Genomic DNA, 20582 nt, shown 5'->3' on the forward strand with positions numbered 1-20582 from the left:
TCCGCCGTCAGCCGCCGAGCGCGTGGCGGTGGATGGGCAGGAGCCGGCGGTAAAGCGCCGCCAGCCGGGCGCCGCCGTCGGCCGTCTCGCCCGTCAGCTCGCGCACCGCCGCCAGCAGGGCCGACTGGTGGGCGGCGCCGTCGGCCGCGGCCGACTGCAGCAGCGCCTCCGCCTCGGCGGGCGGCAGGGCGCGCAGCCGGGCCAGCGCATCGTCGGCATCCGCCGCACGGAGCAGGGGCGAGGCCCCCTGCGCCAGCGTGTCCTCCGGATCGAGGCCGAGCAGCGATTCCAGCGCCGCCTGCCGCCGAACCAGCGACAGCACGACGTCGGCCAGCGCGCGGGCCAAAGGGTCGGAACCGGGGACGGATGCGAAGCCGGAATCAAAGCCGGTGTCAGCGGCCGGCGGCGCGGAGGGCGCCGGGCGTGCACCGAAGGCGGGCGGCACCAGCGGATCGTCCGCCCAATCCTCCGGCGGAAGGCTGTCCGCCTGGGGCTGCGGTGGCGATGCGGGGGGCAAGGCCGGCATTGCCGGCGGCGAGGGCTGGGCCGGCGGCAGATCGACCGGATCGTCCAGCCAGTCGTCGGGGATGGACAGTCCGCCGCTGCCGCCGCCGCTTCCCTGGTCGAAGGCCGGCTGTTCGGGCGCCACGCGGATGGTGCCGAGGCTGTCCGGCGAGAAATCGCGCTGGGCCGCGCCGGCCCAGTCGGCATCGCGGCCGTAGGCGTCGGGCTGCGCCGCTGCAGCCGTCGGCTGCCAACCGCCGGACGGCTTGTCGCTCCATCGGTCGTCGGCGCGCGGCAGGTCGCCGAACAGATCCTCGTCTTCCGGGATCGGCATCACCGGCACCGCGCCGCTGTTGAAGGCCGGCACGGCGAAGGGGTCTTCCTCCGCCGCCTGCGCCGTCTGCGTCGGGGTGTCGGAGCCGCGCAACACCGCCAGGAAGGGATCGTTGGCGGCCGGCGCCTCTTCCGCGGCGAAGCCGGCGCGCATGACGAAGCCGCCCAGCCGCAGCCGGTCGCCCTCTCCCACCACGGCGGAGTTGCCGCGGCCGATCGGGGCCGGCGCGTCGTTGAGGAAGACGCCGTTGGTCGAGCTGTCGATGACGATGTAGACGCCGCCCTTGAACTCCACCATGCAGTGGATCTTGGACAGTGTCCGTTCCGGGTCGTTCAGTATCCAGTCGCAATCGGGACCGCGGCCGATCACCAGCCGGCCGGTGCCGAGGTCGCGAGCGATGTCGGCGCCTTGCGACGGCGGGCATTGGATCAGGGTCAGGCGAAGCTTCATCGGATCACGCCCCCACCTTGCCGCTGCCGCCATTGGCTATGTCCAGCGCCTGGGCCAGTGACGCGCGATGGCGGGCCTTGATCTCCTTCGGCACCGCGGCGGCGGCGAGCAGCACCGCGGCGGCGGCGGCGGTGCCGGTCAACCCGTCACCCGGCGGCACCACCACCGCCGCATCGGGCGGAGCGAGGCTGCCGCCGGACCAGAAGGCGGCCATGGCGGCATTGGCGCAGGCCGTCTCGAAATTCATCGCTTCTGCGGGGGCGAAACAGGCGCGGCGGTTCTCCTCCGTCGGACGGAAGACCCAGGCCTCCGCCGCCTCCAGCGCGGCCCCGTCGGCAGGCGCCGGTTCAGGAGGAAGCGCGCCGCGGGCGGCCAGACAGCCCCACCACACCGCCTCGCGCCGCGGCAGCGCCATGCCCAGCAGACGGATGGCGTCCGCATACAGCTCGGCATCGATCAGCGCCTTCAGGTAGGCGGATGTCGGGGCGTTCGGCGCGAACAGCGCCTTCGCCTCCGCCGACAGGTCCAGCCCCGCGACCGCTTCGGCCGCGCGGGCGAAGCGCAACTTCGGCAACAACCCGATGTCCACCGTCCCAAACCCCGCTTGTGAAGACCGCCCCACTCTGGGCGGTGTTTCGTCAATTGATGGTTACCACGCCGCCCTTGACCTGGACCATCGCGTCACCGTTCACCTGGGTCATCGCACCCTTGATCTGCACCTGGCTGTCGCCGGTGACCTTGACCATCAGGCCTTTGACGGTGACGCCGGTCTGGTCGATCTTGACGCTGTTGCCGCCGACCTTCAGTTCGATGGAGGTCGTGGCCTCCATGGTGATCTTGCCGGTGCTGGCCTTCACCGACACGTCGCCCAGCCCGAGCTTCAGCGCATAGTCGCCCTGCTTCACGTCGATCGCCATGTTGCCCTGGCCGACGGTGAGGCTGTCGTTGCCCTGCCCGACCTCCACCGTCCGGTTGCCCTGGCTGACCGTGTGGGTGTCGTTGCCCTTGCTGACGGTGACGGTCCGGTTGCCTTCCCCCACCGTCAGGGACTGGTTGCCGGTCGACACCTCGTGGCTGTCGTTGCCTTCCGACACGGTGACGCTGCGGTTGCCCTTGGCGATGGTGACCGACTCGTTGCCTTCCGACACCGTCTCGGTGCGGTTGTTCTTGATGGTGATGGTCTGGTCGTGATCGACGGTCAGCGTGTCGTCGTTCTCCACCATCCGGGTGAAGTCCTTCTGGGCGTGGAAGTAGATCTCCTCCGCGTCCTTCTTGTCCTCGAATCGCAGTTCGTTGAAGGTGGCCGTATCGCCGCCCTTGCTGGAGCGCGTCTTGATGCCGCTCTGCGTCTTGTTGTCGGGCAGCGTGTAGGGCGGCATGTTCTCCGCGTTGTAGACGCAGCCGACGATCAGGGGACGGTCGGGATCGCCGCCGATGTAATCGACCAGCACCTCCATGCCGACGCGCGGGGTGAAGATGGTGCCCCAGTTCTTGCCGGCCATGGTCTGGGCAACGCGCAGCCAGACGAAGCTCTTCTCGTCGTTGGTGCCCTTGCGGTCCCAATGGAACTGCACCCGCACCCGGCCGTATTTGTCGCAATAGATCTCCTCGCCGCTGGGGCCGACCACGGTCGCGGTGTCCGGCCCATGGGTACGCGGGCGCGGCACCGGCGGCGGACGGAACACGGTGGCGTCGGGGATCGCGGCGAAGCGGCAGGAGAAGGACGGCGGAACGCCACCGTTGCCCAGATGGCTCTGGTCCTGTGCGCTCAACGCCAGTTCTGTGAGGACATAGCCCTTGCCGACCTCGGCCGTCACCGCATGGCCGGTCATCGAGATCTTGCCGCCGGCGAACAGGCCGCGGTAGGTGGCGCTGCCCTCCACCCGCTCGTATCCGGTCTCCGTCTCCTCCATGCGCAGGCGCGACAGGGTGGTGCCGTCGGCCTTCACCATGTGGCCGCCGGGATAGCCGAACATCTCGTGCGACTTGAAGGCGGGAACGCTGAGCACCGTCGTGGTGCTGGCGGTCAGGTCGGTGCTGGGCGTTTCGAAATTATAGTCCTTCAGCGTCCATTTGCCGGACACGTAGGATTGCGAATGCGCCCAGCCGTCGATGGCCAGCGTGTTGCCCTGCACCGAGGTGGCGTGGATGACATCCTTGTCCAGGCAGTCGGTGTAGCCGGAGGCGCTGTCGCTCAGCACCAGCGTGTGCTTGCCGGCCTCGTGCTGGAAATAGAAATAGATGCCCTCGTCCTGCAACAGGCGGGCGATGAAGTCGAAATGCGTCTCGCGGTACTGGACACAGACCGGCCGGGCGTTGTGCGTGCCGGACAGTCCCTGCTTCTTCACCTCGGTCACGCCGCAGTCGGACAGCATGGCGTCGACGATCTGCACGACGCTCTTCTCCTGGAAGACCTGGCAGTCGGAGCGCAGCGTGGCCAGCCACAGGGTCGGCACGATCTCGGCGGTGTATTGGCGATAGCCGCGCAGGGCCAGCGGCCCGGCGGAAAAGCTGCAGACGATGCCGTTGACGATGCGGGGATCGCCGCCCTTGCGCGCGATGGACAGCGTCAGCGACTTCCCCAGGATGTCGGCCGGCGCGATCGTCATCCGCGGAGAGATCATCGTGATGGTGTAGCGGAACAGGCGCGACAGCCCTTCCTCCCCCTCGACGGCCACCGGGATCAGCACGTCCGCGCCCAACGGCGAGGTCAGCGACAGAAGCCGGCCGGTCTGCGAGATGGTGGGCGCATCCGACATGCGGGCTTGGTCCTTGAAGTAGAGAGAGTATCAATGACGGCAGGTGCCTTACCCCCACCCTAACCCTCCCCCGCTGGGCGGGGAGGGAATACCCCCCTCCCCTGCGAAGCGGGGGAGGGTCGGGGTGGGGGCAAGCGCAGCCGAACTTAGGCGCTCTTGGTCGTCGACAGGTCGTAGGAGACCGAGATCGGCGTGCCGGCCTTGTTCTTGTCGTCGTAGGGGATGAACTTGTACTCCATCTTGGTGAAGCTGATGGAGATCGACTCCGACGGACGGTCGCCGCCCGACGACATCGAGTAGGCCGAGACCAGGGCGTTGGTCAGCGTGTACTCGGCATAGGTGTTGCCCGGGCTGCCGGTGGTGACGAGGTGGATCTGCACCTTCTTGCCGATGGCGCCGGTGCAGGATTCGACGAAGAACTTCGGCGAGGAGCTGTCCATCAGCTTGGTGATGGTCACTTCCGACACCGACGGCTCCGACGCCTCGCGGTTGGTGGTCGAGCCCGACGGGGTGCTGATGGCGCGGCCGACGCCCCACTGCAGCGAACCGACGTCCAGCCACTTCTTGTGGGTCTCGTGCGTGGCCTCGCCGTCGATGCCTTCGTACTTGATGTAGATCGCCATGTTGGTCTCCTCGCTCTCTCTTGAAGGTCGGTCTTAACGGGTAAGCTTGGTCTGTGCAGTATGGTTACGAAAGAATTGAGGCGGGTGCTGTGACGGGCGTCACCGCCCGCCTGTTTTTCTCGCCCCCGCCCCGGCTCTCCCGCTTCCGGATGGGTCAGGCGATGTCGTAGACGAAGCGGTCTTCGCCATCGACCGAGACGTGGACGCGGGTGATCGGTTCGCCGTCGCCCATGCGGGCGAGGATGCGGGACGAGATTTCCGGCAGCAGCGTGCGGCTCAGGATGGTCTCGATGTTGCGGGCACCGCTGGAAACCTCCTGGCAGCGGCTGACGATGCTCTGGACCAGATCGTCGGAGTAGGAGAAGGCGGCCTTGTAGTTCTGCACCACCCGCTTGGCGATGCGGTTCAACTGCAGGACCACGATCTTCGCCAGATTCTCGTCGGACAGCTGGAAATACGGGATGACCGTGCAGCGGCCGAGGAAGGCCGGCTTGAAGCTCTTCTGCAGTTCCGGATGCAGCGCCTCCAGCAGCCCGTCGGCGTCCGGCGCGGTCTCCGGATCGGCGCACAGCTTGTGGATCAGGTCGGTGCCGGCGTTCGACGTCATGATGATGACGGTGTTCTTGAAGTCGATGTCGCGGCCTTCGCCGTCCTTGATCGTGCCCTTGTCGAACACCTGGAAGAAGATGTCCTGCACGCCGGGATGGGCCTTCTCCAGCTCGTCCAGCAGCACGACGCTGTAGGGCCGGCGGCGCACCGCCTCGGTCAGGACGCCGCCCTCGCCGAAGCCGACATAGCCGGGAGGCGACCCGAGCAGCAGGGAGACCTTATGCTCCTCCTTGTACTCGGTCATGTTGATGGTGGTGACGTTCTGCTCGCCGCCATAGATCAGGTCGGCCAGGGTCAGCGCCGTCTCGGTCTTGCCGACGCCCGACGTGCCGACCATCAGGAAGACGCCGATCGGCTTGCGCGGGTCGGTCAGCTTGGCCCGGCTGGTCCACATCGCCTGGGCGATAGCGTCCAGCGCATGGTCCTGGCCGATGATCCGCTCCTTCATGCGATCGGCGAGCGACAGGATGGTCTTGATCTCGTTGGAGACCATGCGGCCGACCGGAACGCCGGTCCAGTTGGCGACCACCTCGGCCACCGCCTGCCCGTCCACCGCGACCTTGACCAGCGGATCCTCGCCCTGCAGCGCGGTCAGCTCGGCGGTCAGCGCGCTCAGTTTGGCGTTCAGCGCCTCGGCGTCGAGCGGCTCCGCGGGAGCTGCACCCTCCGCGGCCGGGGCCTTGGACTGCTCGTGCGCGGCGACCAGCTGGTCACGCGTCTCGTTGATCGCCTTGACCAGCTCCAGTTCCTTGGTCCAGCGCGCCTCCAGCGTCGCCAGATCGGCCTGGGTGGCGGCGATCTTGTCCTTCAGCGCGGCGAGCAGTTCGGCATGGTCGATGCCGATGGCCTCCTCGCGCTCCAGGATCGCGACCTCGGTCTCGGTCAGCTGGATGGTGCGGCGGCGGTCCTCGATGGCGGGCGGCGTCGCAGTCTGGCTCATCGCCACGCGGGCGCAGGCGGTGTCGAGCAAGCTGACCGCCTTGTCGGGCAGCTGGCGCGCCGGGATGTAGCGGCTGGACAGGCGGACCGATTCGATCAGCCCTTCGGTGACGATGCGGACCTTGTGGTGCTTCTCCAGCGTGGCGGTCAGGCCGCGCATCATGTCGACGGCGACCGGCTCCGCCGGCTCCTCCACCTTCACGACCTGGAAGCGGCGGGTCAGCGCCGGGTCCTTTTCGAAATACTTCTTGTATTCGGCCCAGGTGGTGGCGGCGATCGTGCGCATCTCGCCGCGCGCCAGGGCGGGCTTCAGCAGGTTGGCGGCGTCGTTCTGGCCGGCCTGCCCACCGGCGCCGATCAGGGTGTGCGCCTCGTCGATGAACATGATGATGGGCTGGCTGGAGCCCTTCACCTCGTCGATGACCCCCTTCAGCCGGTTTTCGAACTCGCCCTTCATGCCGGCGCCGGCCTGCAGCAGGCCGAGGTCGAGCGACAGCAGGCGCACGTTGCGCAGGTCCGGCGGCACGTCGCCGGCGGCGATGCGCAGCGCGAAGCCCTCCACCACCGCCGTCTTGCCGACACCGGCCTCGCCGGTCAGGATCGGGTTGTTCTGGCGGCGGCGGGTCAGCACGTCGATGATCTGGCGGATCTCGGCGTCGCGGCCCAGAACCGGATCGATCTTGCCGTTCTTGGCGCGGTCGGTCAGGTCGATGGTGTACTGGTCGAGGTTGGGGGTCGCCCCGCCCGCCTTCGGCGCACCACCGGCCGACGCGGCGGCGGCACCGCCACCGGCAGCCGCGACCGGGGCGCTGGTCCGCGCCTCCGCAGTGTCGGCGACGATCTTGGGCAGGTCGCGGCGCAGAGCCTCGGCGGTGATCTTCGCGAACTGGCCGGACATGTCGCGCGCCTGGACCGACAGCGATTCGTCGGACAGCAGAGCCGTCAGCAGATGGCCGGAGCGCACCGCCCCCTCGCCATATTGCAGGGAGGCCAGCACCCACGCCTCGCGCATCAGCTGGACGAGGTTGGGCGACAGCGCAGGGGCGCGGCTGTTGCCGGTCTTCAGCTTGTCCAGCACCCGCGTCAGGTCGGCCGACAGCCGGCCGGCGTCGATCTCATAGACGCGCAGGATGGCGGAGATGTCGCCGTCCGCGGCACCGATCAGCTGGAGAAGCCAGTGCTCGATCTCGCAATTGTAATGCGTGCGCGACAGCGTCTGACCGGCCGCCGCCTCCAGCGCCCGCCGGCACAGAGGATTCAGCCGGGAAATCATGCTCTGCAGATCGACCGCCACCATGGCTCCACCCCCTTCTCGTGCTTTCGTATCTTCAACCCATGCGGGCAGAACGCCCTTGGCGTCCGCTCCATCTCAACCGGCCGGCCGGTTCGTCCTGTGGCTGTACCGCGAACTCTGGCCAAGCTATTTCGAAAAATCCACAGCAATGCTTCTCAAGCCGAATGAAACTTTCCAGCATCTTTCTCGGAACATGCGCGCAACATCGTCAAATTCGTTATATATTGCATAAATGCGCGGTCATGCATACGCACTGTCCAAGGAACATCGACCGGCTCTCCTTGAGCGTGCAGCCTCCCGACCGATTGCGGATCGGCCCCCGGCGTCAGAAGCCGGGCCAGCACCGCTTCGCAGCGGCCGGCATCGTCGCCGCGCTGGGAATGGCCGCCGAGCCAGGCCTCCACCGGCGTCGCTTGGGTTGACCAATCGAAGGGCGTCGCCAGAATCGCGCCGCCACCGTCCGCCACTGCCCCGTCGATGGCGTGCAGAAGCGCCGGCGGCGAAGCCACGCAATCGAGCACGTTCATCGCCGCAACCAAGGCAAATCGCTGCGGGGCGAAAGGAGGGAACAGCGCGTCGCCGATCCAGAAATCGACCCGCTCCGCCCCGGCGAACCGGGCCTCGATCCGCCGGCGGTCATAGGCGATGCCGGAGCGGCGCAGCGGAAAGACCGCCTCCCCCCGCTCCATCACCCGCCGCGCCAGCATCAGCAGCGGCCAGTGCAGGTCGAGCCCGACCACGAGGCCACCGGTCCGGTCCGCCAGTTCGAAGCTGGTCCGTCCGGCGCCGCAGCCGAGGTCCAGCACCGGCCCGGCCGGCAGCGCGCCCAGGCGCTCCAGCCCGGCGTCAAGACAGCGCACCACCGACCCAGCCCCGCCCGGCGGCGTCGCGGGGTCGAGGTCGCCGTAATGGTCCCAGCCATAGCTGGACAGGTGCTGGCGCGTGGCGTTGAAGGCGCTGTCGGGGCCGAAGCCATCGCCCAGCACACCCTCCATCGCCGCCGGCAGGTCGGTGCGCGTGGTCAGCAGATGGCCGTTGGCCGCCATCCAGCCGCGCAGGTCGGGAACCAGGATCGGAACGCCGTCGACAATGGGATATTCCATGGCGCAGGCGTCGTCGCCGCACACCAGAGTGCCCCAGCGCACATCCTCCGCCGTCGCCTGCTCCACCATGCCCAGCGCCAACGGCACCGCGGCTCCGCGGGTGGCGAGGCAGCGCGGGCAGATCGGGCGCAGACTCTCGAAATGGCCGAGGCGCATGCGGTCAGCCGCCGATGATGACGGTGGGGCAGCCGGGCGGCAGCACCTTGCCGACCGGTGCGGGGATCGGGGCGACGCAACTGGTGTGTGCGGTCATGTCGTTGATCCGGGCAGCCGGCAGGCTGTTGATGAGAACGGTGCCCGACCCTTGCGAAATCATGCCGGGACCGGCGGGAATGCAGCCGGGCAGCACGCAGGGGGCGGAGATGTCGGTCAGCCGCGCCGCCGGCATCTTTCCGATCAGCACCGTTGGACTGCCCAGGATGATCGCCAGCGGCAGGCCCGGATGGGGTGCCGGCGCCGGCACCGGGGCCGGCGGGTGGATCGGTGCGTGGCAGTGCGGCGTGTCCTGCTTGATCAGGTCGCCGAGGCGGGCAGCGGGCGGCATCCTGGTGACTCCGGCCGGTCAGAACGGCGATTCGCCGGCAGCCACCGGGCAGCCGGACAGGAAGGGCGACGGGACGCCCGGCGATTGCGGCAGAAGCGGGCGGCCGGCGCGGAACATCATCCGCGACACCACCGTCTCGCCATCCTCCGCGAAGAAGAGGCACGGTCCCTCCAGCACCCCCGCGGCGATGCCGACCCGCGCCAGCAGCCGGCCGGAGGGGTCGCGCTTTTCCACCAGCACAGGCATGCCGGTCTCCTCGGGCACGGCCACATCGGCCGGCAGGCCGATGGCGATGTCTTGCGGGTTGTACGGATTGGCGCCAGGAGTCATCGCAAAAGGCATCCCGAGGAGCTTCGTTCCGATGTCAGACCGGCAGCATTCATCCGCAATTGCGTTTCGTCAAGCTTGTCGGGCTAGCCCACCGGCTAATTTGTTACGCAATTGCAATATTTCGTTCGTCCAGGGCTGCCATGACGAATAGCCTTGTCGAAACGTTGTAAGTAACGCTATCAATTTTGCGGCTTGAACGCTTACTCCCAAACTGGCGGGAGCGCCGGCGGGCGGCTATTGCTTCTTTCATATGAATGCGGAAAGGGTGTTCTCCTTAACATGGCGTCACCGCAAATTTTCGACATTGAAGAGCTTCTGCAGCCGATCGAAGGTGAATCCGAGTCCGGAATCGACCTGCGCGAGAATGCCTCGGCCGACTACTACACGGTAAAGGATGCGCGCAGCGCCGCCCGCGCCGCGGAACGCTCCATGGATGTGGAGGACGATGCCGGCGGGCTGCTGCCGGAATGGCGCACCATCCTGGAGGTCAGCCCCAGAATCCTGCGCACCCAGGCCAAGGACCTGGAGGTCACCGCCTGGTACATCGAGGCGCTGCTGCGGGCGGAGGGCTATACCGGCCTGCGTGACGGCTTCGCGCTGGCCCGCGGCCTGGTGGAGCGGTTCTGGGACGGGCTGTATCCCGCCCCGGACGAGGACGGCATCGCCACCCGCGTGGGCCCGCTGACCGGACTGAACGGTGAATCGGCCGACGGCACGCTGATCCAGCCGATCCGCAAGGTGCCGCTGACGATGGGGGACATCCCCTATTCGCTCTGGCAGTACGAGCAGGCGGTGGAGCTGGCGAAGATCACCGACGAAGCGCGCCGGCAGGCGCGAATCGACAACGGTGCCGTCACCTGGGAACAGTTCGAGCAGAGCGTGCGCGAGACGCCGGCGTCGGAATTCAAGACGCTCGTCGAGGACATCCAGGGCGCCATCGACGAGTTCGAGGCGCTGGGCAAGATCCTCTACGACAAGGCCGGCTACGATTCGCCGCCCGCCGGCAACATCCGCAACGTGCTGGCGGCGGCGCTGGACGCGGTGAACTACGCCGCGCGCGACCGTCTGGCGACCCTGTCCGGCGACGAGCCGGAGGCAACGGCCGACAGCCCCTCGGGATCGACCGAGCTGGTGGCGGCCGGCGGCGGGGCCGTGGCCGCGACGGCGAAGGTCCAGGCCAGCGGGGCCGTTGCAACGCGCGAGGAGGCCTTCAAGGTCCTCTTGCAGGTCGCCGATTTCTTCCGCAAGACAGAACCCCATTCCCCCATCTCCTACACGCTTGAGGAGGTGGTCCGCCGCGGCCGCATGTCGTTGCAGGAACTCCTGCTGGAGCTCATCACCGACGAGGAAACGCGGCGGCAGTTCTTCATCGCGTCCGGCGCCAAGGCGCCGCCGCCGGCAGAACAATCCGGGTATTGACGATCATCGCCTATCCTACGGCGTGAGCAGGGAGGTCCGATCACATGGCGAGTATCCACCAGAAGCTGGATCGCGTGCGCAAGCCCCGCGTCCACATCACCTACGACGTCGAGACCGAAGGCGCGACCGTCGTCAAGGAGCTGCCCTTCGTCGTGGGCGTCCTCGGCGACTTCTCGGGCGATCCGACCGAGCCGCTGAAGCCGCTGAAGGACCGCAAGTTCATTCAGATCGACCGCGACAACTTCAACGACGTCATGGCCCGCATGACGCCCGGCCTGAAGATGAAGGTCGACAACACCCTGGCCGACGATGGCACCCAGCTGTCGGTCGATCTCGCCTTCAAGTCGATGGAGGATTTCGAGCCGGGCCGCGTCGTCCAGCAGGTCGAGCCGCTGCGCAAGCTGCTGGAGACCCGCAACCAGCTGCGCGACCTGCTGAGCAAGGCCGACCGCTCGGAAGAGCTGGAAGGTCTGCTGGAGCGCGTGTTGCAGAACACCGACGAGCTGAAGGCGCTGAGCGGCGAGCTCGGCACCGAGACGAAGGAGGGCTGATCCCATGAGCGACGCTCAGACCCAGGGCGCTGCCGCCGCCGGCGCGGTCGCCGAAGGTACCGGCCTCTCGATCCTCGACCAGGCCATCGCCGCCACCAAGCAGACCGAGCCGGATCGTGCGCAGGAGCTGCTGCGCACCCTGACCCAGGAAGCGCTGGCCGGTACGGTCACCTTCAACAAGAACCTGGGCCAGACGATCAACAAGGCGATCGCTGCGATCGACGCCAAGATCAGCAAGCAGCTCAACGCCATCATGCACCACGAGAAGTTCCAGAAGCTGGAAGGATCGTGGCGCGGCCTGAACTATCTGGTCATGAACTCGGAGACGGGCTCGACGCTCAAGATCCGCGTCATGAACTGCCCGAAGAAGGACCTGTACAAGGACATCTCCAAGGCGGTCGAATTCGACCAGAGCAACCTGTTCAAGAAGATCTACGAGAACGAGTTCGGCATCGCCGGCGGCGAGCCCTACGGCGCCCTGATCGGCGACTACGAGTTCACCAACCACCCCGACGACATGGAGCTGCTGACCGGCGTCTCCAACGTCGCGGCGGCAGCCTTCGCGCCGTTCATCTCCGCCGCCAGCCCGAAGCTGTTCGGCTTCGAGGACATGACCGAGCTGTCGAAGCCGCGCGACCTGGAGAAGATCTTCGACAGCGTCGAGTACACCAAGTGGCGCAGCTTCCGTGAGAGCGACGACAGCCGCTTCGTCACGCTGACCATGCCGCGCGTGCTGGCCCGCATGCCCTACGGCGCCAACACCAAGCCGGTCGAGGAGTTCGAGTACGAGGAGGCCCCGTACGAAGGCGGCATCGCCCGGCCGATGGCCCACAACGACTATTGCTGGATGAACGCCTCCTACGCGATGGGCCAGCGCCTGACCAACGCCTTCTCGCAGTATGGCTGGTGCACGGCCATCCGCGGCGCCGAGGGCGGCGGCAAGGTCGAGAACCTGCCCTTCCACACCTTCACTTCCGACGACGGCGACAGCGACGCCAAGTGCCCGACCGAGATCGGCATCACCGACCGTCGCGAGGCCGAGCTGTCGAAGCTGGGCTTCCTGCCGCTCTGCCACTACAAGAACCAGGACTACGCAGTCTTCTTCGGCGCCCAGACCACGCAGAAGCCCAAGAAGTACGACCGGCCGGAGGCGACCGCGAACGCCGCGATCTCCGCCCGCCTGCCCTACATCATGGCGACCTCGCGTTTCGCCCATTACCTGAAGATCATGGCGCGCGACAAGATCGGCTCCTTCATGGAGGCGAGCGACTGCGAGGCGTGGCTGAACCGCTGGATCCTGAACTACGTCAACGGCAACGAAGCCGCGGGCCAGGAGATGAAGGCGAAGTACCCGCTGGCCGAAGCCAAGGTGCAGGTGAAGGAGATCCCGGGCAAGCCCGGCTCCTACAACGCCGTCGCCTGGATGCGCCCGTGGCTGCAGATGGAGGAACTGACCACCTCCATGCGCATGGTCGCCCGCATCCCGCAGGCCGGCTGATAGCCGCATGAGCGAGGCAGCGGCCGACTTTCATGCCGACGACGCGGAGGCGACGGTCCTTGAACGGCCGTTGCGTCTGCGGGCGGTCGACATGGCGATCGGCCGCGACGACCCCGGCCTGCTCGACGCCTTCCTGGCGGCGGATGGGCCGGGCGAGGCGCTTCGCCTGTGGTTCGGGATCACCCTTCCCGTCTATGACAGCCTGGACACGCTGCGCGCCGCGCTCGACCGCGACATCGCGGCCATCGACGCGCTGCTGACCGAGCAGGTCAACGCCATCCTGCACCACAAGCGCTTCCAATCGCTGGAGGCGTCGTGGCGCGGGGTGCGCACGCTGGTGAAGCAGGCGCAGACCGCCGAGACGGTGGTGCTGCGGCTGCTGAACCTGACCTGGGCCGAACTGTGCCGCGACCAGGAGCGCGCCATCGAGTTCGACCAGAGCCAGCTGTTCAACAAGGTCTACAGCGACGAATTCGGCATGCCCGGCGGCCGTCCGTTCGGCGTGCTGCTGTGCGACTACGCGGTGCAGCATCGCCCGACCAAGGAGCGGCCGACCGACGACGTGTCCGGCCTGAAAGGGCTGGCGCAGGTCGCCGCGGCGGCTTTCGCCCCCGCCATCGTCGGGGCTGCGCCGGAGCTGTTCGGGCTGGAGACCTTCCACGAGCTTGGCCTGCCGCTGGACCTGAAATCGGTGCTGCGGCAGACGGAATACCAGCGCTGGCACCGCTTCCAGGAGACCGAGGATTCGCGCTTCATCGGCGTCGCGCTTCCGCGCGTGCTGATGCGCGAACCCTATGGCGACGATCCGCAGGCCCGCCACGGCTTCCGCTACCGCGAGGAGTCCCTTGGCGGTGAGGGTGGCATGCGGCTGGAGGACCATTGCTGGGGCAACGCAGTCTATGCCTTCGGCACCGTGCTGATCCGCTCGTTCCTGCATCACGGCTGGTTCGCCGACATCCGCGGCGCCCAGCGCGACGTGGTCGGCGGCGGGCTGGTGACCGAACTGGTGGTGCCCGACTTCGCCACCGACGCCACGAAGGTGGCACAGAAATTCTCGGTCGAGGTCTCGATCTCCGACCAGTTGGAGCGGGACCTGGACGATCTCGGCTTCATCCCGATCAGCCGCTGCAAGGACACGCCCTATCTGGTCTTCTACGGCAACCAGTCGGTCCAGCGCGTCGGGCAGTACACCAACATGACGGCGACCGCCAACGCCCGGCTGTCGGCCATGATGCGCTACATGTTCTGCGTGGCGCGCTTCGCCCATTTCCTGAAGGTGATGGTGCGCGACCGCGTCGGCGCCTTCGTCACGCCGGAGGAATGCGAGCGCGACCTGCAGAGCTGGCTGCACGGCTATTGCCTGGGCAACGACGACGCCAGCCTGGACCAGAAGGCGCGCTATCCCTTGCGCGAGGGCAGCATCCAGGTCCGCGCGATTCCGGGCAAGCCCGGCAACTATCAATGCGTCATCCATCTACGGCCGCACTTCCAGCTCGATCAGGTCTTCTCGACCTTCAAGCTGGTGACGGAGCTGGCCCAAACCGGCGGAGCGGCGTGACCCGGCGATAACGGCGAGGTCAGGCGTTCCATCCAGGGGAGAAACCGATCATGAGCGAAACCGCAGCCCAGCTCTTCCAGGCGGGCCGCCTCGACGAGGCGATCACCGCGCTGAACGGCGAGATCAAGAAGAAGCCCACCGACCTCGACCGCCGCGTCTTCCTGGCCGAACTGCTGAGCTTCGCCGGCAACCTGGAGCGCGCCGACCTGCAGCTCGACACCATCGGCACGCAGGAGCCGCAGGTCGCCGTCACCATGGCGCTGTTCCGCCAGCTGGTGCGCGCCGAGCAGGCTCGGGGCCAGCTGTTCGCCGACGGCCGGGTGCCCGAGTTCATCGACCAGCCCGCCGACCATCTGCGCCTGCATCTGGAGGCGCTGGTGGCGCTCCGCGCCGGCGACACCGCCGACGCGGTGATGAAGCTGGCCCAGGCGGAGGAGTTGCGCCCGCCGGTGTCCGGCAGCCATGACGGCACGCCGTTCGAGGATTTCCGCGACCTGGACGACCTGACCGGCGGCTTCTTCGAGGTCTTCACCAGCACCGGCAAGTATTTCTGGATCGCCACCGAGACGGTGGAGCTGGTCGAGTTCCGCGCGCCGGAAAGACCGCGCGACCTGCTGTGGCGCCCGGCCCACATGACGGTGCGCGGCGGCCCGGACGGCGAGGTCTATCTGCCGGCGCTGTATGGCGGCGCCCCCGCCGATGCCGACGCCGCGGTGAAGCTGGGCCGCGTGACGGAATGGTCGGAGGACGCACCGGTGCGCGGGCAAGGCCAGCGCTGCTTCCTGGTGGGGGAAGAGGCGGTGCCGATGATGCAGCTGGGCACGCTGGAGTTCTCTGGGGCGGTGTGAGGCTCCTGATGCCGGTGCCCCCACCTAACCTCCCCCGCTGGGCGGGGGAGGGACTGCCGCTGCCCTTCCAAACAAGCACTCATTCCCTCCCCCGCCCAGCGGGGGAGGGTTAGGGTGGGGGCAAGCGAGAACGCACCTTCCGAAGGTCACCATGGATCGCAACCAATCCATCACCCTGTCCGTCCTGGACCGTCTGCTCGACGACACGCCGGAGCACATGGCGCCGCGGCCGCACACCGTGGCGGATCTGCGGGCGGCGATCCGGCGCGACCTGGAGAACCTGCTGAACACCCGGCGTCGGGTGCTTGGCTGGCCGGGCGATCTGACGGAGCTGGCGGACTCGATCCTCGGTTATGGCTGCCACGACCTGCTGGTCGAGAATGTCGGCACCGAATCCCGCCGGCGCGAGGTGGTGGCGCAGATCGAGGCCGCGATCCGGCGGTGGGAGCCGCGCTTCGCCCAGTTGGCGGTGAGCATGGTCGAGAACAGCGACCCGGCCGACCGCACGCTGCGCTTCCGGATCGAGGCGCTGATCCATGCCGATCCGGCGCCGGAGCCGATGGTGTTCGATTCGGTGGTCGATCCCACCTCCAACATGGTCACCGTGACGAGCAAGGCCCGTGGCTGACGAACTCCTCCCATATTACAACCGCGAGCTGACTTATCTGCGCCGCATGGCGGCGGAGTTCTCGGAGGCGCATCCGAAGATCGCCGGCCGGCTGCGGCTGAGCGCCGACGCGGTGGAGGACCCGCATGTGGCCCGGCTGCTGGAGGGCGTCGCCTTCCTCAACGCCCGCATCAGCCGCAAGCTGGACGACGAATATCCGGAGCTGGTCGACACGCTGCTCGACGTGCTCTACCCGCATTATCTGGCGCCGATCCCGTCGATGGCGGTGGTGCAGATGCGGAGCAGCGCGGACCTGACCGGCGCCCACACCGTGCCGAAGGGGACGGAGCTGGAGACCGAGGCGCTGCGGGGCGAGACCTGCCGCTTCCGCACCGTCTATCCGGCGACGCTGTGGCCGGTCGATCTGGATCAGGCGGTGCTGAGCGGTCGACCGCTGGTGGCGCCGCCCAATCCGCGGGCGGGCGATGCGGTGGCGGCGTTGCGGCTGACCCTGCGCTGCCGCGTGCCGGAGATGACCTTCACCGAACTGGGTCCGGAAACCCTGCGCTTCTTCCTGCGCGGCCAGCCGCAGCAGGTCTATGCCCTGCACGAACTGATCTTCAACAACGCCGTCTCGGTGGCGCTGGCCGACGATCCGCACGACCCGAACGCGGTGATCCTCGGCCCCGATGCCATCCGCCCGGTCGGCTTCGGCGACGATGAGGGCATGCTGCCCTACCCCGCCCGCTCCCATGGCGGTTACCGGCTGCTGACCGAATACTTCGCCTTTCCCGAGAAGTTCCTGTTCTTCGACCTGAACATCTCGCCGAAGGTGCTGCGCCGCGCCGGCAACACGCTGGAAATCTTCATCTATCTGAACAGCACCGACGGCGACCTGGAACGCGCGGTGTCGAAGGACAATTTTGCGCTCGGCTGCACCCCGGTGGTCAACCTGTTCCGCCAGCGGGCCGAACCGGTGGCGCTGACCCAGACCCAGCACGAGCACCGGGTGGTCCCCGATGCCCGCCGCCCCGGCGCGCTGGAGGTCTATTCGGTCGACAGCGTGCTGGCCACCGACCCCGACGGCAAGCAGCGGCGCTTCCTGCCCTTCTACGGCCTGCGCCATGGCGGCGTGGAGGCAGTCAGCCGCACCTACTACACCGCCAGCCGCCGCCCGGCCGGCGGGCGCGATCCGGGAACGGAGGTGCATCTGGCGTTGGTCGACCTCGATTTCGACCCGTCCAGCCCGGCGGAATCGGTGCTGTCGGTCGAGACGACGTGCCTGAACCGCGACCTGCCGTCGCAACTGCCCTATGGCGGCGGCCACCCGCACCTGAAGCTGATGGAGGGGATGGCCGCGGTGGCCGGTGTCGCCTGCCTGACGCCGCCGACGCCGACCCTGCGCATCGCCGAGCGCAAGGGCCACCGCTGGCGCCTCGTCTCCCACCTGCTGCTCAACCACCTGTCGATCTCCGGCGGGGCGGAGGGGACGGAGGCGCTGCGCGAGATCCTGCGGCTCTACGACTTCCGCGATTCGGCCGAGACGCGCGGCATCGCCGACGGGCTCATCAAGGTGACGACCAAGCGCGGCACCGCGCGGGCGCCGTCGCGGCCGGGCGATGTCGCCTGGGGCGACGCCATCTGCCGCGGTATCGATGTCGGCATCGAATTCGACCCGCAGCGCTTCAGCGGCAGCGGCATGTTCCTGCTGGCGATGATCCTCGACCATTTCCTGGGGCTGTACTGCTCGATCAATTCCTTCACGCGGCTGACCGCTACGGTCAAGGGCCGCACCGGAGTGCTCCGCACATGGCCCGCCCGCGCCGGCAATCGCCCGCTTCTGTGATCGACCGGCTGTTCCGCACCCCCCACCGCTTCGACTTCTTCCAGGCGGTTCGGGTGCTGGAATGGCAGGCCCGGCGCGATGCGCGCGACCCGCGCAACGCCCGCCGCCACGCCGTGGGCCACGACCATGACCCGCGCGAGGAGGTGGTGCGTCTGCGCGCCGAAACCTCGCTGACCTTCCCCGGCAATCAGGTGGCGGGGGCGGAGCCGGGCCAGGACGGCCGGCCGCCGACGGTGATCGGTGCCTTCATGGGGCTGGTTGGGCCGTTGGGCGTGCTGCCGCAGCACTACACCGAGATCATGATCCGCTCCTTGCGCGAGCGGAACCGGTCTCTGCGCGACTTCTTCGACGTCTTCCATCACCGAAGCTTCTCACTGTTCTACCGCGCCTGGGCCAAATACCGGCTGCCGGTGTCCTTCGAGCGTGGGCAAGGCTCGCGCGAGCCCGATCCGGTCAGCACCACGCTGTCCAGCTTCGTCGGCATCGGCCAGCCGTCGCTGACCAAGCGGCTGGTGGTGGAGGACGAGACACTCCTGCATTATTCCGGGCTGCTGTCGCGCGGGACCCGTTCGGCCGTCGATCTGCAGGAGATGCTGTCGGATTTCCTCGGCCGGCCGGTGACGGTGGAGAGCTTCGTCGGCGGCTGGCTGCCGATCGCCGCCGACGGGCAGACGCGTTTGCCGACGCTGGCCGAACCCGAGGGTCGGCATTGCCGGCTGGGCATCGACGCGCTGGCCGGCGACCGCGCCTGGGACGTCCAGGGCAAGTTCCGCCTGCGCATCGGTCCGCTGAACCATGACCAGTTCCGCGACTTCATGCCGGAAGGCCGCGAGTTCCGGAAGCTGCAGGATCTGGTCCGCATGTATGTCGGGCCGGAGTTGGATTTCGAGCTTCAGGTGACGTTGCAGGCGCCGGAGGTGCCGGGCGCCCGGCTGGCCGCCGGGGACGACGACCGCGATGCCACGCGGCTGGGCTGGAACGGCTGGGTGCTGCACGCGCCGAGCCCGGTCGAGCGCAAGGACGCGGTGTTTCCGATGCAGGATTTGTGAGTGGTTGCCCGCTTGCCCCCACCCTCCCGCTTCGCGGGTCCCTCCCTCCCCCGCTTCGCAAGGGAGGGACAGCTTGCCCCCTCCCCGTGTCGGACGGACCTACGGTCCGCCGAGAGCGCGGGAGGGTCGGGGTGGGGGTATCGACCTGAGCTGAAACGAGGACCCAATGAGCGACTGGAGCGCCGGCTATGTGTCGGACATCGAATATCTGCCGGGCTTCTACCGTGAACAGGGGCCGGCGCATCTGACGCTGAGCTGCCTGATCAACGGCATCGCCCCGCCGTCCACGGCGAACGGGTTCGAGTATTGCGAACTCGGCTGCGGCCATGGCACGACGGTGGCGCTGTTCGCGGCGGCCAACCCGCAGGGGCGGTTCCATGCGGTGGACTTCCACCCCGCCCACATCGCCCGCGCCCGCGATGCCGCCGAGGCGGCCGGCCTGACCAACATCAGCTTCCATGAGGCGAGCTTCGCCGAAATGGCAGAGGGCGAGGGGCCGGAGCTGCCGGAGTTCGACTTCGTCACGCTGCACGGCGTCTACAGCTGGGTCAGCCCGATGAACCGCGGCGCCATCGCGCGCTTCCTGGCGAAGAAGCTGAAGCCGGGCGGGCTGGTCTATGTCAGCTACAACGCCATGCCGGGCTGGGCGCCGATGATGCCGCTGCAGCGGCTGCTCTACGAATATTCCGGACTGGTCCACGAGCGCAGCGACCGGCAGGTCAAGGCCGGGCTCGACTTCGCCGAACAGCTCTACAAGGCCGGCGCCAAGATCCTGGGCGACGAGGCGATGTTCGGCAAGCTGCGCGGCGAGACCAAGACGCAGAGCGCCACCGACCAGTCGGTCTATCTGGCACACGAGTATCTGAACGGCAGCTGGCAGCCGCTTTATCATGTGGATGTCGCGCGCGAGCTGGGCGAGGCGAAGCTGACCTATGCCGGCTCGGCCACCCTGTTCGAGAATTACCCGGACCTCGCCCTGACGCCCGACCAGCGCAAGGCGCTCGACAGCATCGGCGTGCCCAGCCTGCGCGAGACCTTCAAGGATTACTGCGTCGGCCGCCCCTTCCGCCGCGACGTCTTCGTGCGCGGCGCCCGGCGCATCAGCGTGGCCAAGCGTGACGCGATGCTGATGGACATGGCGATGGCGCTGACAATCCCGCGCGCCGACGCCCGCACCACCATCCAGGTGCCGCTGGGCGAGGCGACGCTGGAAGCCAAGCATTACGAACCGATCTTCGACGCGCTGGCCGACGGGCCGCGCCGCATCGGCGAGCTGATCGACCTGCCGGAGGTGCGGCGGGCAGGCGGCAATCTGTCGGCGGTGGAGATCGCCGGCATGCTGACCGGCTCCAACCAGGCGATCCCGGTGCCGAACCCACCAGAGCGGGTGACGCCGCTGCCGGGCGTGCTGGCCCACAACCGCGCTGCCGCCAACGAACTCGCCACCAGCGAGGGGCGCAAGAGCAGCGCCTTCGCCGCTTCCATCGGCGGGGCCGGCCTGCATGTCAGCACGATGGAGGCGCTGCTCTATGACGGTCTGTGCGAAGGCGTGCCGGAAACGCTGGACGCGCTGGTCGGCCACGCGATGCGCCGTCTGGCCGCCCCGGAAAATGCCGACGACGCCAGCCGCAAGGCCATTGCCGACAGCATGGACTGGTGCCTGCGCAACAGCCTGCCGGTCTGGCGCAAGCTGGGCGTGATCGGATGACAGGGGCCG

Annotated in this window: 17 protein-coding genes; 9 read left to right on the plus strand and 8 right to left on the minus strand. The window is 68.0% G+C overall.

All coding sequences use genetic code 11. The features are described from left to right. Positions 1-7 precede the first annotated feature (7 nt). From ACCD06_RS11540 to ACCD06_RS11575, 8 genes are all read right to left on the minus strand, one after another. Positions 8-1288 carry an FHA domain-containing protein gene (locus ACCD06_RS11540; protein ID WP_413340751.1) on the minus strand — a complete coding sequence of 427 codons (1281 nt, stop codon included), beginning with the start codon at positions 1286-1288 and terminating at the stop codon, positions 8-10. 4 nt (positions 1289-1292) lie between these two features. After that, positions 1293-1862 carry a DUF6931 family protein gene (locus ACCD06_RS11545; protein ID WP_247870529.1) on the minus strand — a complete coding sequence of 190 codons (570 nt, stop codon included), beginning with the start codon at positions 1860-1862 and terminating at the stop codon, positions 1293-1295. A gap of 64 nt (positions 1863-1926) precedes the next feature. Beyond that, a complete protein-coding gene (locus ACCD06_RS11550; protein ID WP_413340753.1) occupies positions 1927-4047 on the minus strand; it encodes a type VI secretion system Vgr family protein in 2121 nt (706 codons plus the stop codon). 146 nt (positions 4048-4193) lie between these two features. Beyond that, entirely contained in the window at positions 4194-4670 is a 477-nt protein-coding gene (locus ACCD06_RS11555) for an Hcp family type VI secretion system effector (protein WP_109073055.1), read from the minus strand. A 154-nt stretch (positions 4671-4824) separates the two neighbouring features. Next, entirely contained in the window at positions 4825-7515 is a 2691-nt protein-coding gene (tssH, locus tag ACCD06_RS11560) for a type VI secretion system ATPase TssH (RefSeq protein ID WP_413340756.1), read from the minus strand. 152 nt (positions 7516-7667) lie between these two features. Further along, the gene (locus ACCD06_RS11565) at positions 7668-8771 is read right to left on the minus strand and encodes a class I SAM-dependent methyltransferase (protein WP_413340758.1); all 1104 of its coding nucleotides are present in this window, start codon (positions 8769-8771) and stop codon (positions 7668-7670) included. A 4-nt stretch (positions 8772-8775) separates the two neighbouring features. Further along, positions 8776-9159, minus strand: coding sequence for a PAAR domain-containing protein (locus ACCD06_RS11570; RefSeq protein ID WP_085089687.1), 384 nt, complete (start codon positions 9157-9159; stop codon positions 8776-8778). An 18-nt stretch (positions 9160-9177) separates the two neighbouring features. Continuing rightward, positions 9178-9489, minus strand: a complete 312-nt coding sequence (locus tag ACCD06_RS11575; protein WP_413340760.1) for a hypothetical protein — start codon at positions 9487-9489, stop codon at positions 9178-9180. Positions 9490-9768: 279 nt separating this feature from the next. Between ACCD06_RS11575 and tssA the strand changes: the two genes are divergently transcribed. The 9 genes from tssA (at position 9769) to ACCD06_RS11620 (ending at position 20573) form a co-directional block, all read left to right on the plus strand. Next, entirely contained in the window at positions 9769-10908 is a 1140-nt protein-coding gene (tssA, locus tag ACCD06_RS11580) for a type VI secretion system protein TssA (RefSeq protein WP_413340763.1), read from the plus strand. A 44-nt stretch (positions 10909-10952) separates the two neighbouring features. Continuing rightward, entirely contained in the window at positions 10953-11459 is a 507-nt protein-coding gene (tssB, locus tag ACCD06_RS11585) for a type VI secretion system contractile sheath small subunit (RefSeq protein ID WP_085089690.1), read from the plus strand. Positions 11460-11463: 4 nt separating this feature from the next. Next, complete coding sequence (gene tssC, locus ACCD06_RS11590) at positions 11464-12957, plus strand: type VI secretion system contractile sheath large subunit (RefSeq protein ID WP_085089691.1); 1494 nt, start codon at positions 11464-11466, stop codon at positions 12955-12957. A 7-nt stretch (positions 12958-12964) separates the two neighbouring features. Then, a complete protein-coding gene (tssC, locus tag ACCD06_RS11595; RefSeq protein ID WP_109073049.1) occupies positions 12965-14515 on the plus strand; it encodes a type VI secretion system contractile sheath large subunit in 1551 nt (516 codons plus the stop codon). Between the two features lie 50 nt (positions 14516-14565). Further along, positions 14566-15363 (plus strand): type VI secretion system accessory protein TagJ, encoded by a 798-nt coding sequence (locus tag ACCD06_RS11600; protein WP_413340767.1) that lies wholly within the window; start codon positions 14566-14568, stop codon positions 15361-15363. 151 nt (positions 15364-15514) lie between these two features. Next, the gene (gene tssE / locus ACCD06_RS11605; RefSeq protein ID WP_413340769.1) at positions 15515-15991 is read left to right on the plus strand and encodes a type VI secretion system baseplate subunit TssE; all 477 of its coding nucleotides are present in this window, start codon (positions 15515-15517) and stop codon (positions 15989-15991) included. Beyond that, entirely contained in the window at positions 15984-17816 is a 1833-nt protein-coding gene (tssF, locus tag ACCD06_RS11610; RefSeq protein ID WP_413340771.1) for a type VI secretion system baseplate subunit TssF, read from the plus strand. Before tssE ends, tssF begins: the two co-directional genes overlap by 8 nt. Continuing rightward, positions 17780-18865 (plus strand): type VI secretion system baseplate subunit TssG, encoded by a 1086-nt coding sequence (gene tssG / locus ACCD06_RS11615; RefSeq protein WP_413340773.1) that lies wholly within the window; start codon positions 17780-17782, stop codon positions 18863-18865. Before tssF ends, tssG begins: the two co-directional genes overlap by 37 nt. A 166-nt stretch (positions 18866-19031) precedes the next feature. Beyond that, a complete protein-coding gene (locus ACCD06_RS11620; protein WP_413340775.1) occupies positions 19032-20573 on the plus strand; it encodes a class I SAM-dependent methyltransferase in 1542 nt (513 codons plus the stop codon). Positions 20574-20582 lie beyond the last annotated feature (9 nt).

The sequence above is a fragment of the Azospirillum sp. CT11-132 genome (assembly GCF_047302835.1).
Taxonomy (GTDB): domain Bacteria; phylum Pseudomonadota; class Alphaproteobacteria; order Azospirillales; family Azospirillaceae; genus Azospirillum.

Excerpts from the sequence above, each read along its gene's own strand:
- tssG (WP_413340773.1), top strand. The coding sequence starts at position 17,780 with ATGGCCCGCCCGCGCCGGCAATCGCCCGCTTCTGTGATCGACCGGCTG.
- tssC (WP_109073049.1), top strand. The coding sequence starts at position 12,965 with ATGAGCGAGGCAGCGGCCGACTTTCATGCCGACGACGCGGAGGCGACG.
- tssB (WP_085089690.1), top strand. The coding sequence starts at position 10,953 with ATGGCGAGTATCCACCAGAAGCTGGATCGCGTGCGCAAGCCCCGCGTC.
- ACCD06_RS11620 (WP_413340775.1), top strand. The coding sequence starts at position 19,032 with ATGAGCGACTGGAGCGCCGGCTATGTGTCGGACATCGAATATCTGCCG.
- tssE (WP_413340769.1), top strand. The coding sequence starts at position 15,515 with ATGGATCGCAACCAATCCATCACCCTGTCCGTCCTGGACCGTCTGCTC.
- ACCD06_RS11550 (WP_413340753.1), bottom strand. The coding sequence starts at position 4,047 with ATGTCGGATGCGCCCACCATCTCGCAGACCGGCCGGCTTCTGTCGCTG.
- ACCD06_RS11565 (WP_413340758.1), bottom strand. The coding sequence starts at position 8,771 with ATGCGCCTCGGCCATTTCGAGAGTCTGCGCCCGATCTGCCCGCGCTGC.
- ACCD06_RS11555 (WP_109073055.1), bottom strand. The coding sequence starts at position 4,670 with ATGGCGATCTACATCAAGTACGAAGGCATCGACGGCGAGGCCACGCAC.
- ACCD06_RS11540 (WP_413340751.1), bottom strand. The coding sequence starts at position 1,288 with ATGAAGCTTCGCCTGACCCTGATCCAATGCCCGCCGTCGCAAGGCGCC.
- ACCD06_RS11575 (WP_413340760.1), bottom strand. The coding sequence starts at position 9,489 with ATGACTCCTGGCGCCAATCCGTACAACCCGCAAGACATCGCCATCGGC.
- ACCD06_RS11600 (WP_413340767.1), top strand. The coding sequence starts at position 14,566 with ATGAGCGAAACCGCAGCCCAGCTCTTCCAGGCGGGCCGCCTCGACGAG.
- tssC (WP_085089691.1), top strand. The coding sequence starts at position 11,464 with ATGAGCGACGCTCAGACCCAGGGCGCTGCCGCCGCCGGCGCGGTCGCC.
- tssH (WP_413340756.1), bottom strand. The coding sequence starts at position 7,515 with ATGGTGGCGGTCGATCTGCAGAGCATGATTTCCCGGCTGAATCCTCTG.
- ACCD06_RS11570 (WP_085089687.1), bottom strand. The coding sequence starts at position 9,159 with ATGCCGCCCGCTGCCCGCCTCGGCGACCTGATCAAGCAGGACACGCCG.
- tssA (WP_413340763.1), top strand. The coding sequence starts at position 9,769 with ATGGCGTCACCGCAAATTTTCGACATTGAAGAGCTTCTGCAGCCGATC.